Origin of the sequence: Bacillus sp. FSL W8-0116 (genome assembly GCF_038003825.1) — a bacterium.
Lineage (GTDB): Bacteria > Bacillota > Bacilli > Bacillales > DSM-4216 > Bacillus_O > Bacillus_O smithii.
Map to the genome: position 1 here is coordinate 3,166,746 of NZ_JBBOPY010000001.1, position 11,583 is coordinate 3,178,328.

An 11,583-nucleotide genomic window follows, 5' to 3' on the forward strand; every position below is an offset into this window, starting at 1 on the left:
CATGTCGTTATCGAGTAAACTGCAACGAATGAAATCCCATTTAGTACGAGACAAAGAAGTGGTCCGATTAGATCAAAACCCGCCAAAAATGGAACAGGAAGAAGAGAAAGAGATTCCTTACCTTGATGAATGGCGAGCGGCCGGAGCTGAGCCCTATTTTTTTGACCATCAATACTGTTTGATTCGCCGATCGTTTTACAGCCTCGATCATCGCCATGGCAAGTACAGCTTCCGTGAGCTGATCGAAGCTGTCCGGCATTGGAACCAGTGGGATGGTGACCATCCTTTATCAGCCAAGGGACTATCTCATGATGAGCTGTTTTTCTTTGACACGGAAACCACGGGGCTAGGACACGGTGCGGGCAATACGATCTTTTTATTGGGCCATGCCCGTGTATTGGACCATCAAGTGGAAGTCGTTCAGCATATTTTGCCTGAACCGGGTTATGAAATTGCACTTTATCAAAGTTTTTTGGAAAATATCGATTACCAAAAATTGGTTACTTACAATGGAAAAGCGTTTGACTGGCCACAGGTGAAAACACGACATACTTTAATCCGCGAGCATGTTCCAAAGCTGCCGGAATTCGGTCATTTTGATTTATTCCATGCTGCACGGAGAATGTGGAAAGAGAAACTCGAGTCCGTTAAACTGTCCAATGTGGAAAAGAGCATTTTAGGGATTGACCGGAAAGATGACGTTCCCGGCTATTTGGCTCCGATGATTTATTTTGATTATGTAGAAAGAAAAAAGCCGGATGGAATGATAGGCATTTTAAAGCATAATGAGCATGATATACTTAGCCTCATTTCGTTATACATCCATTTAACCTATCAAATTCTGGGTCTTGTCCATCAAACAGAAAATGAAAAATACCAAGTGGCAAAATGGTTCCACTATATTGGCGAAAATAAACAGGCAATGCAATCTTTAGAAGACTTGGTGGAAGAAAAAAAGGCAGATAGCAGTGTTGATTTTCGGGCAAAGCAGCTTCTGGCAAAAGAATACAAAAAGGAAAAACAGTATGAGAAAGCTGTACCACTATGGCTTGAAATAGCAGAAAAAGGGCCTATCGCCATGAAAAAAGAAGCTCTCATTGAGCTTAGCAAGTATTATGAACATAAAGAAAAAAATTTGGAGGCTGCCTATTCTTTTGCGGAAAAAGCACTCGACCACTATAAGCGATGGCATGGAAGAACGGGAAAAGAACAAACGGAGACAAATGACCTATATAAAAGACTGGAACGGATCCGGCGCAAATTATTGAAGAATCAGGAATGGACAAGGTAATTTCCCGGGCAATCGCAAATTTCGACAAATGGTCATTTTTTCATTTGAGGATTGGTACAGATGATTATAAAATATAGACAGAACAACTAAACACAGGGGTGGTTGAAAGTGTATCGGGCATTGCTGGTTTTATTTTTTGTGTTTATTCTCGTCATGAGTGTGATGATGATTCATTTAAAAGATACTTTCTACTCTTTCCTGTAAATTAGGTTTGTGCATTAATACATGTTTCTCTTTTTTCTCATAGGCTGTTCATATAAAAACCTGAGAGAAAGGAGAAAAAACATGTATTGCAGACCAAAAGTATTACCGCCGATTATTCATCCGACAATTAATCGCGAAAATCATCTGATTCATCATTATGTAGTACCACATATCCATCCAAGTCATACAACCACTTTTAATCACCACGTTTATCAATGTCAGCGCTATTTTCCATATACAGAACCGACAGTGAATGATGCGCTTCACCAAGATTTGGTGGGATTCGGGCCGGGCCAAGACCGCTATTTGGTCTTTAACGGAAGGTGCCAAATGATACACTTTTTAGAAGTATTGCCTTATTTCGGCGGTTTAAGAGAAAAATTAGCTTTTATATTTAAGGGGAAGTGAGCGGCAAAACCGGGAAGGTTCTGGCCCCTTATGCGATAGGGGACGGACCTTGTTTTGAACTCAATGGGAGGGATTGATACGAAGGTAGCTGCTGTATCAGGATATAAGCCGATAGAATTAGGTATTTTTCATCATGATGCCAAAGCGATTGATTACATAAAAAAAGCCATTCAAAAAGAAATTCAAGAATTATTGGAAGAAGGTCTTGAATGGGTCCTGATTAGCGGTCAATTGGGAGTTGAATGCTGGACAGCGGATGTGGTATTGAACATGCGAATAGATCATCCTGATTTAAAGCTGGCTGTATTAACTCCTTTTTTAGATCAGGAGAAAAATTGGAATGAAGCGAACCAAGAGATGTATTTTGACATCCTGAACAACGCCGATTTTGTGGATTCCATTTCAAAACAGCCTTATACCGGTCCCTGGCAATTTCAAAATAAAAACAAGCTCTTTCTTCAAAAAAGCGATTGTCTAGTGCTTTTATATGATGAAGAAAAGGAAGGATCGCCAAAGTACCTTTATCAACTAGCTAAAAAATATCAAGAAATCAATCCGTCTTATAGCATTAAGCAAATCACTTTCTTTGATTTGCAGAACATTGTAGAAGAAGAACAATGGAAAAATCATGAGTGGTAGGTTCATAATTGACAAAAGTCCATATATTTGAAAAAATAAAGTGTACTCTCCATACTGGATGGTCGAGTCCTGCTGGAGAAAGCGGACCTTTTGAAAATAGAGGTGATGGCTTTTATGTTATCTAATAAAGTAAAGTTAACGGCGAAAGATATTTTAGAAAAAGAATTTAAGACAAGCATGCGGGGATATAATCAAGAAGAAGTTGACCAATTTTTGGATCTTGTCATTAAAGATTACGAAACTTTTCACCAAGCTATTGAAGAATTGCAAAAAGAAAACTTAAGATTGAAAATGAAGCTTGAGAAAGCGTCTAAAGTGGAGTCTCCGTCCATGTCACGGCTTCAAACGCAGCCGGCCAGCCAACCGCAGCCAGCTGTCACCAATTATGATATTTTGAAACGACTTTCCAATTTAGAAAAACATGTATTTGGCGATAAGCTTTATGAAGATTAACCTTTTTCGTCATGAATAAAGAAAATGACGTTGAATTTTTGCGCTGTTTCTTTTATAATAGTTCAAGCCAAAAGGATAATAACGTTCAGGTAATCGCTGCAGCCTTTAAGGTTGCAGAGGAAAGTCCATGCTCACACGGTGCTGAGATGCCCGTAGTGTTCGTGCCTGGCGAAACCATAAGCCAGGGCAGCTCGGCATTTGCTGGGCTGACGGCAGGGAAAGTACCTAAGTCCCTTTAAGGGATATGGTATGATTACCTTGAAAGTGCCACAGTGACGCAGCTTTGCGAGAAATCGCAAAGGTGGAACGAGGTAAACCCCGCGAGTGAGCAACCCAAATTATGGTAGGGGCGCCTTCTCGAAGGAAATGAACGGAGAGAAGGGCAAGTAAGACGTTCTTGCTTGCAGATAGATGATTACCGCCTGAGTACGAGACTATCCCAGTCGCTTGCAGTACGAAGGAACAGAACATGGCTTACAGAACGTTATTATCGGGAATAGGATGTATAAAAAGCTCTCCTTTTGGGAGAGCTTTTATTATGGGTTTAAGAAGTAGTCCCATTTTTTCTACATACGGATATCAATGAAAAATGAATAGGTGATGAAATGTCAACATATACCATTATTGCGACGACTGCAATGGGACTGGAAGCCATTGCGGCAAAGGAAGTCAGAAACTTGGGGTACGAATGCAAAACCGAAAACGGAAGAGTCCTGTTTCGAGGAGATGAGAAAGCCATTGCCCGTGCCAATCTTTGGTTGAGAACGGCAGACCGAATCAAAATTCGAGTCGGCCGTTTTAAAGCATTCACATTCGATGAACTTTTTGAACAAACAAAGGCGCTGTCTTGGGAACAATTTTTGCCCGTAGATGCTGAATTTCCCGTTCAAGGCAAATCCGTTAAATCCAAGCTGTACAGCGTCCCAGACTGCCAAGCGATCGTCAAAAAGGCGATTGTCGAGCGTCTGAAAAAAGCGTATCATCACCCTTCATGGCTGGAGGAAAACGGAGCATTGTTCAAAATCGAAGTGGCCATCCATAAAGATGAAGTGGAACTGTTACTGGACACTTCGGGCAGCGGACTGCATAAGAGAGGCTACCGTGCTGGACAGGGAGAAGCGCCGTTAAAAGAAACACTGGCGGCGGCATTAGTGCTGCTTACGAATTGGACGCCGGACCGTCCGTTTATCGACCCTTTTTGTGGATCGGGAACCATTCCGATTGAAGCAGCTTTAATTGGACAAAATATTGCTCCTGGATTTAATCGCAGTTTTGTTTCTGAAACATGGCCTTGGATGAATGCTGCTATTTGGGACGATGCTCGCACTGAGGTGGAAGATCTTGCTGAATACGACCGAGAATTGGATATTGTGGGAACGGATATCGATCATCGGATGATCGACATTTCCAAACAAAACGCTTACGAAGCTGGCCTAGGCGAAATGATTCAGTTTAAGCAAATGCAGGTAAAAGATCTTCATACCACAAAACAATACGGAGTGATCGTCGGTAATCCTCCTTATGGTGAGCGGTTAGGAGAAAAAGCGGAAGTAGAGGCTATGTATCGGGATATGGGGAGGACTTTTGCAAAATTAGAGACGTGGTCCATTTATATTTTGACTTCCCATCGGCAATTTGAAACATTTTATGGAAAACCGGCAACGAAAAAAAGAAAGTTGTTTAACGGATTTATCAGAACGGATTACTATCAATACTGGGGGCCGAAACCACCAAAAGACATGAGATCATATTAATCTGCGGGGGACTCCCCCTGCAGATTCCTATTTGTACGGAAAGCTCCGGTATCGAATAGACTGTATCGGATTGTTCGATTAAATAGCGAGTGGTCGGTTTTATCTACAGAAAGCAAATATACATTTTAAAGTCTTCGCAATTAGACCGTTTTTAAAAGCCCGCCGATATTCCATCACCGATATTTTTTTGAAAATGTGGTAAAATGGGTTCATACGGAGAAAAGGGGGGACCTAAATGAATCCAATGACGAAAGAAATTGAAAACGATTTTTTGCAATATATCCAAAAAATGACCTCTTTTCAAGAGGCTTTAAATCTCCTTTATTGGGATATGCGGACAGGTGCGCCTAAAAAAGGAATTCAGCAGCGTGCCAATGTGGTGGGGGTATTGTCTTCTGAATTGTTTCAAATGTCTGTCTCCGACGAAATGGCATCTTTTATTGCCAGTTTATCCCCTCATGAAGAAAAGCTTTCGCCGACAGTTGCAAAAATACTAGAAGAATGCAAAAAGGAATATCATCGCAATAAAAAAATTCCGACTCAAGAATATAAAGAGTACATAATATTGCAGTCAAAAGCGGAGAATGCATGGGAACAAGCAAAAGAAGAAAGTCGTTTTGAACTGTTTAGACCTTATTTAGAAAAAATCGTTGAGTATAAGAAGAGATTTATTGAATATTGGGGCTATGAAGGCCATCCATACAATGCATTGCTTGATTTGTACGAACCGGGAGTGACAGTGGATGTTTTAGATCCTGTTTTTAAAAAGGTCCGGACATTTCTGGTAGATTTTGTTTCTAAAATTCAGAAGTCGCCTCATAAACCAAAAACCGATTTTTTATTTGAATATTTTCCAAAAGAAAATCAGCGCTTATTTAGCTTACAGATATTAAAGAAAATGGGGTATGATTTAGAAGCCGGCCGATTGGACGAAACGATTCATCCTTTTGAAATAGCCTTAAATCCGGGTGATGTCCGAGTAACGACTCACTATAATGAACAAGACTTCCGGGTCGCCATATTCGGTACGATCCATGAAGGAGGTCATGCCATTTATGAACAAAATATCCGCCATGATTTGATCGGAACACCTCTCTGTGCCGGCACGTCAATGGGCATTCACGAATCACAATCATTGTTTTATGAAAATTTTATCGGCCGACATCGTCATTTTTGGAAAAAGCATTTTGATCTCTTGAAGCGCTATTCCAATGGCCAATTTGATACCGTTTCTATAGAAGAGTTTTATCGGGCGGTGAACGAAGTAAAGCCGGGATTGATTCGGATCGAAGCCGATGAATGTACTTATCTGCTCCATATCATTATTCGGTATGAAATAGAAAAAGCGCTTTTCCAAGATGAAATACAGGTGAAAGATTTACCGGAAATTTGGAATTTAAAATATAAAGAATACTTAGGCGTTTCTCCTCAAAACGATGGAGAAGGCGTGCTCCAAGATATCCACTGGGCAGGAGGAGATTTTGGTTATTTTCCTTCCTACGGTCTCGGACTTATGTATGCAGCCCAATTTTACTACAGTATGAAAAAGGATTTACCTGATTTGGAGGGGCTTTTGGAAACAGGCCAATTGATTAAGATCAAAGAATGGCTCAATCAAAATGTCCACCAATACGGAAAATTAAAAAAACCGCTCGAAATTTTAATGGATGCGACAGGAGAAGAATTAAATCCGGAATATTTCATCCGATACATCCGCAATAAATATACGGACATTTACCGGTTATAGCTCACCGGAAAACCGTCTGATGTTTGATTTTCTTTGAAAAAGGCATGATCTAAAGGCATGATCTCATTTTTTAGAAGTTTATGGTTATATAGTGGATCATCCGATCAAAAAGCGTTTCATGTTTCTTGAGGAGAAAAAAGTTTCTCCTCTTTTTCTAGCTTAAGGCTTTGGTGTGATACCGTTATCGTTAAACAGTAGGGGCTTGTATGAAAGCATTTTTTAACATTATTTCCGAAAAAAGTCTCCCACTTCAAGCGTGTGAAGGGCGATAGCCCAACGATAAGTGGGGAGATGAATTTCGGTTGGCGTTAGCCAAAGATTTTGGTATAATCAAAATGTTCCCGTTGTGGGAATGAAAAAGAAATGCCATTATCTGAACGTGTATATAAATGTACTTGCGGCATTGTATTAGATCGTGATCACAATTCAGCAATCAATATCAAAAATGAAGGATTGCGCTTGTTAGAATTAGCATGAAAATACAAACTCCCGGAACAGGAGGGTTAGCTCGGTCAATTTCCTGTCATGAGACAGGATTACCCGAGAAGCCCCCACTTCAAGCAACCCGAAAGGGTGGTAAGTGGAGGGTAGTTCACTTGTTGGCCGTAAACCATAGGTAACGTAATAGCATCGCTGCGAATCTTTCCGAAAGTATAAAAAAACACAAAAATAAAGAATGTTCAGAATTAAGAGGAATATATCGTGGAAAGATTTATTCAAACAAAATAATGTTCGTATTTTCTATTGAAATCACTTACTAATTTGCTATAATGTTAGTAAAATTTCAAAATGCATTCACTCATATAATGGCAAGAATATGGCTTGCCAGTCTCTACCGGACTGCCGTAAACAGTCTGACTATGAGTGAGCAATGAGGCGGACCGATTTGATTTGATCTGTCCTGTTTTTCCTTGTCCCTTTAAAAGCTCAAAGGGCATTGCTTCACTCATGTTTGGGGAATGCAATGACCTGCGGGCTTTTTTCTTTTCTGCGGGTCAAAAGAAAAGGAGGACTATGATGAAGCATTTGGAAGAAAAAATTTTAAAGGAAGGTTTGGTTTTATCTGATCAGGTGCTGAAAGTCGATTCCTTCCTGAACCATCAAATCGATCCTTTCCTTGTCAAGGAAATGGGGGAAGAGTTTGCGAAAAGGTTTCAAAACGAGTCCATTACAAAGGTGCTGACATTGGAATCAAGCGGTATTGCTCCGGCGGTCATGACAGCTCTTGAATTGAAAGTGCCGGCTATTTTCGCTCGCAAAAACAAATCTTTGACTTTGTCGGAAAATGTTTATTTATCAGAGGTGTACTCTTTTACAAAACGTGAGAAGAGCACCATCTATGTATCGAAAAAATATTTAAACGAAAGCGATCGTGTCCTGATTATCGACGATTTTTTAGCAAACGGACAAGCAGCTTGCGCCTTATTGGATATCGTAAAACAAGCAGGTGCACACCTCGTTGGAATAGGCATCGTGATTGAAAAGGCCTTTCAAAATGGCGGTTCCCTTCTTCGTAAGCAAAATATTCGAGTGGAGTCGCTGGTCCGAATTCAGTCATTGGAAAACGGTAAAGTACGATTCCATGAGGAGGCATTGCTATGAAAAACCGATGGATCCAAACGGCTTCGTTAGGGCTGCAGCATGTCTTGGCCATGTATGCCGGGGCGGTGATTGTTCCATTAATTACAGGCAGTGCGTTGAAAATGACCAGCGAACAATTAACCTATCTAGTATCGATTGATATTTTTATGTGCGGGATAGCGACCTTCTTGCAAGTATGGAAAGGAAAATGGTTTGGAATCGGTTTGCCGATTGTGTTGGGATGTACATTTACGGCTGTTGCTCCGATGATCGCCATCGGACAGTCGTACGGCTTGCCGGGTGTTTATGGAGCCATTTTGGCTTCAGGGATTTTTGTCGTGCTGATTGCGCCTGTTTTTAGCAGACTTGTCCAATTTTTCCCGCCGATCGTAACGGGCTCCGTCGTTACGATCATTGGTCTTACGCTAATACCTGTTGCCATGAAAAATATGGCCGGAGGAGAAGGAAGCCCCGATTTCGGATCTCCTGCCAATATTGCCCTTTCTTTTGGAACATTAATTGTCATTATCGTACTTTATCGTTTTTTCACAGGTTTTATTCGATCCATTTCTGTTCTTCTTGGGTTATTGGCTGGTACAATGGCGGCAGCAATGATGGGAAAAGTGGATTTTTCACCCGTTTCGGAAGCATCCTGGTTCCATATGATTAAGCCGTTTGTATTGGGTGTGCCAGCTTTTCATTGGACTTCCATTTTGACCATGATTTTTGTGGCGATTGTGAGTCTTGTTGAGTCAACCGGCGTCTATTTTGCGGCGGCAGATATTTGTGAAAAGAAAGTAAATGAAGATGATCTCAAAAAAGGATATCGTTCTGAAGGGATTGCCAGTATTTTAGGATCTCTCTTTAATTCTTTTCCGTACACGGCTTTTTCGCAAAATATCGGACTTATCCAACTATCCGGCGTCAAATCAAGATCTGTTATATTCGTAACGGCGTTCATTTTAATGCTTCTTGGATTGATTCCAAAGATAGGAGCTTTTACAACGATCATCCCGTCCTCTGTTTTAGGCGGGGCAATGGTGGCAATGTTTGGCATGGTCATAGCTCAAGGAATTAAAATGCTAAGCAAAGTCGATTTTACATCGCAAGAAAATTTATTGATTATGGCTTGTTCCATTGGGATGGGACTTGGAGTGACAGTAGTGCCGGATTTATTTGGCCAATTACCGAAAGCTCTGCAAATATTAACAGGAAATGGAATTGTGGCGGGAAGTGTGACAGCCATTGTTTTGAATATCGTGTTTCATATGATTGGCAAAAGAACAGATAAAAGCACAGCTGTGATTCAACAGAAAATTTCATAAAACTATTCAAAAATTTAGCTGGAAAAAATAAATGAAAGGCAAGGGACTCGATTCCTTGCTTTTTTATTTGGCTCTTCATACCTAATCCGGGGGTATGCTGGGCCAGTGTTGTTTGCGGTGAAACTTTTGTTCTATTCACAGGATGCCCGGACAAATGGTCTTGATTTTTGGAATCATAACTGTCAATCGGAAGGAAAAACTATTATTACTACAAAACAGGAGAGGATTCCGATGGGAATGATTGTAGCGGCGGGGCATGCCAATCCTGACTATTGTGCCTCCAAGAGGAAGTACAAGCATTGGTAAAACAGATTTTTTCCGGTTATCCCCCTGTGGACAGGATGCTGAAAGTGTTTCAAAATGCCGAAATTGAGACTCGTTATTTTGTGAAGCCTATAGAGTGGTATCAAACATTTCATGATATGGAAGAGCGTAATCGGCTGTTTGTTGAAGAAGCAGTGCGGTTAGGGAAAGAGGCCATTCAAAATTGCCTGGACAAACAACCGCTCCATTATGAAGATATTGAGGCGATTTTTACCGTTTGCACGACGGGACTCTCCAAGGACTCTCCACCCCCAGCCTGGAAGCGAGAATTATGAATATACTTCCGTTCTCTTCGTCTGTGAAACGAATTCCTATATGGGGATTAGGATGCGCAGGCGGAGCATCGGGGCTGGCTCGTGCGTTTGAGTATTGCAAAGCCTTTCCAAAGGCAAATGTGCTCGTTTTGGCAGTTGAGTTATGCAGTTTGACGTTTCAATTAGATGACCGATCTAAAAGCAATTTGATCGGTACTTCTTTATTCGGTGACGGAGCGGCGTGTATGCTCGTTTGCGGCATGGAGAGTCCAGTAGTGAAAGCGAAAAAGACTCTCCCACATATTTTTGCAGCCAAAAGTGTGCTAAAAAAAGACGCACTTGATGTCATGGGATGGGATATACGTAATAACGGTCTGTATGTTATTTTTTCAAAAGATATCCCGACCCTAGTGGCAAATTGGCTTAAACCAGTTGTAGAAGATTTTTTGGCTGAGCAAAAACTTTCTTGGAACGAAATACCCCATTTTATCGCCCATCCTGGAGGGAAAAAGGTCATTCAAGCCTATGAAGAAGCTTTTGGCATTCATCGCGAAATGACAGCAGATGCTGCTTTCATTTTGAGAAAATACGGAAATATGTCTTCCCCCACCATTTTTTATGTGTTGGAACGAGTGCTGAAAAAATCGATCCGCAGCGACGAAATCGGACTTGCCTGTGCCCTTGGGCCGGGATTCAGCACAGAACTTTTGCTCATGAGGTGGACATAATGCTGTTTTTTTTCGTATTAAGTTGGTTAGTATTGCAACGGTTGATCGAACTGAGAATAGCGAAAAGGAACGAAAAACGGCTGATCGATAAAGGAGCAGTGGAATTCGGCTCTGGTCATTATCCTTGGATGGTCCTCCTGCACTGTGCTTTTTTTCTATCCCTTTTAGCTGAAGTTCAAGGTTTTGGCAAAACACCTCATCGTTATTGGATTTTTTTATTGTTACTGTTTTTTTGCCTTCAAATGGCAAGGATATGGATTATCACTTCGTTAGGCCCTTATTGGAATACAAAAATTATCGTGCTTAAAGGAGCGGAAGCGATTAAAAAAGGACCTTACCGATGGATTAGACATCCTAATTATTGGCTTGTCACACTCGAATTGATCTTAATCCCGCTTCTGTTCCAAGCGTATATCACCTTGTTCTTATTTTTTCTACTCAATCAATCGATGCTCCGCATTCGCATCCGAACGGAAGAAAAAGCTCTTTTAGCCTACACAAATTATCAAGACTTGCTGGAGCGCCAGCTTTGGCCAAAGCGAAAACGAAATGTACGTGAAAAATGACATTGAAAATGATTCTCGTTTATGCTATAGTCTAATTACTAATGAAAATGATTATCATGTGCATGAAAAGAGAGGAGCAAAGCCATGATCGCTATTTTCATCCTTTTAACGGTCGTTATTTGCGGATTAACATTAAAATACGTACTAAATCATGTTCTTCAGCCTGAAAGTCTGCCCTCTGCTTCTCGTCCATCTCAGCAAGAATCAAAAGACGATCCCGTTTATGTCCCAATACATTCCCACCGTTAAAGGCAAACAAAATGTTTGTCTTTTCTGTTGTTTGGAAATAAAAAGGTTTTGGCTGCTCAT

Annotated in this window: 10 protein-coding genes, 1 other RNA gene, 2 pseudogenes and 1 riboswitch; all 13 genes and pseudogenes read left to right on the plus strand. The window is 40.9% G+C overall.

Annotated features, from left to right (window positions below; genetic code table 11):
• Window position 1: 1 nt before the first annotated feature.
• The 13 genes and pseudogenes from N1I86_RS15155 to N1I86_RS15220 all read left to right on the plus strand — a co-directional run bounded on the left by N1I86_RS15155 (window position 2) and on the right by N1I86_RS15220 (window position 11,523).
• Window positions 2–1,291, plus strand: a complete 1,290-nt coding sequence (locus N1I86_RS15155; RefSeq protein WP_341097006.1) for a ribonuclease H-like domain-containing protein — start codon at window positions 2–4, stop codon at window positions 1,289–1,291.
• Window positions 1,292–1,576: 285 nt separating this feature from the next.
• On the plus strand, window positions 1,577–1,903 hold the full coding sequence (locus tag N1I86_RS15160; protein ID WP_341097008.1) for a CotD family spore coat protein: 327 nt from the start codon (window positions 1,577–1,579) through the stop codon (window positions 1,901–1,903).
• 63 nt (window positions 1,904–1,966) lie between these two features.
• Window positions 1,967–2,542, plus strand: a complete 576-nt coding sequence (locus N1I86_RS15165) for a DUF1273 domain-containing protein (protein WP_341097388.1) — start codon at window positions 1,967–1,969, stop codon at window positions 2,540–2,542.
• A 114-nt stretch (window positions 2,543–2,656) separates the two neighbouring features.
• Complete coding sequence (gene gpsB / locus N1I86_RS15170) at window positions 2,657–2,995, plus strand: cell division regulator GpsB (RefSeq protein WP_003355088.1); 339 nt, start codon at window positions 2,657–2,659, stop codon at window positions 2,993–2,995.
• 81 nt (window positions 2,996–3,076) lie between these two features.
• Window positions 3,077–3,477, plus strand: an RNA gene (gene rnpB, locus N1I86_RS15175) — RNase P RNA component class B.
• A 123-nt stretch (window positions 3,478–3,600) separates the two neighbouring features.
• Entirely contained in the window at window positions 3,601–4,749 is a 1,149-nt protein-coding gene (locus N1I86_RS15180; protein WP_003355087.1) for a THUMP domain-containing class I SAM-dependent RNA methyltransferase, read from the plus strand.
• A 235-nt stretch (window positions 4,750–4,984) separates the two neighbouring features.
• Complete coding sequence (locus N1I86_RS15185) at window positions 4,985–6,496, plus strand: carboxypeptidase M32 (RefSeq protein ID WP_341097011.1); 1,512 nt, start codon at window positions 4,985–4,987, stop codon at window positions 6,494–6,496.
• A 333-nt stretch (window positions 6,497–6,829) separates the two neighbouring features.
• Window positions 6,830–6,973, plus strand: a pseudogene (locus tag N1I86_RS15190) (zinc ribbon domain-containing protein); the annotation flags it as partial.
• Between the two features lie 302 nt (window positions 6,974–7,275).
• A riboswitch (purine riboswitch) is annotated at window positions 7,276–7,377 on the plus strand.
• A gap of 136 nt (window positions 7,378–7,513) precedes the next feature.
• Window positions 7,514–8,098 carry a xanthine phosphoribosyltransferase gene (locus tag N1I86_RS15195; RefSeq protein WP_003355085.1) on the plus strand — a complete coding sequence of 195 codons (585 nt, stop codon included), beginning with the start codon at window positions 7,514–7,516 and terminating at the stop codon, window positions 8,096–8,098.
• Complete coding sequence (locus N1I86_RS15200; protein ID WP_003355084.1) at window positions 8,095–9,402, plus strand: nucleobase:cation symporter-2 family protein; 1,308 nt, start codon at window positions 8,095–8,097, stop codon at window positions 9,400–9,402. Before N1I86_RS15195 ends, N1I86_RS15200 begins: the two co-directional genes overlap by 4 nt.
• A 272-nt stretch (window positions 9,403–9,674) precedes the next feature.
• Window positions 9,675–10,708, plus strand: a pseudogene (locus N1I86_RS15210) (type III polyketide synthase).
• Window positions 10,708–11,274 carry an isoprenylcysteine carboxyl methyltransferase family protein gene (locus tag N1I86_RS15215; protein ID WP_341097020.1) on the plus strand — a complete coding sequence of 189 codons (567 nt, stop codon included), beginning with the start codon at window positions 10,708–10,710 and terminating at the stop codon, window positions 11,272–11,274. The pseudogene N1I86_RS15210 and the gene N1I86_RS15215 overlap by 1 nt, the downstream one beginning before the upstream one ends.
• Window positions 11,275–11,358: 84 nt before the next feature.
• Window positions 11,359–11,523, plus strand: a complete 165-nt coding sequence (locus N1I86_RS15220) for a hypothetical protein (protein ID WP_003355077.1) — start codon at window positions 11,359–11,361, stop codon at window positions 11,521–11,523.
• Window positions 11,524–11,583: the final 60 nt, after the last annotated feature.

What these genes read in the sequence shown, in the direction of transcription:
- N1I86_RS15155 (WP_341097006.1), top strand. Translation starts at nt 2, where the DNA reads ATGTCGTTATCGAGTAAACTGCAACGAATGAAATCCCATTTAGTACGA.
- N1I86_RS15160 (WP_341097008.1), top strand. Translation starts at nt 1,577, where the DNA reads ATGTATTGCAGACCAAAAGTATTACCGCCGATTATTCATCCGACAATT.
- N1I86_RS15165 (WP_341097388.1), top strand. Translation starts at nt 1,967, where the DNA reads ATGGGAGGGATTGATACGAAGGTAGCTGCTGTATCAGGATATAAGCCG.
- gpsB (WP_003355088.1), top strand. Translation starts at nt 2,657, where the DNA reads ATGTTATCTAATAAAGTAAAGTTAACGGCGAAAGATATTTTAGAAAAA.
- N1I86_RS15180 (WP_003355087.1), top strand. Translation starts at nt 3,601, where the DNA reads ATGTCAACATATACCATTATTGCGACGACTGCAATGGGACTGGAAGCC.
- N1I86_RS15185 (WP_341097011.1), top strand. Translation starts at nt 4,985, where the DNA reads ATGAATCCAATGACGAAAGAAATTGAAAACGATTTTTTGCAATATATC.
- N1I86_RS15195 (WP_003355085.1), top strand. Translation starts at nt 7,514, where the DNA reads ATGAAGCATTTGGAAGAAAAAATTTTAAAGGAAGGTTTGGTTTTATCT.
- N1I86_RS15200 (WP_003355084.1), top strand. Translation starts at nt 8,095, where the DNA reads ATGAAAAACCGATGGATCCAAACGGCTTCGTTAGGGCTGCAGCATGTC.
- N1I86_RS15215 (WP_341097020.1), top strand. Translation starts at nt 10,708, where the DNA reads ATGCTGTTTTTTTTCGTATTAAGTTGGTTAGTATTGCAACGGTTGATC.
- N1I86_RS15220 (WP_003355077.1), top strand. Translation starts at nt 11,359, where the DNA reads ATGATCGCTATTTTCATCCTTTTAACGGTCGTTATTTGCGGATTAACA.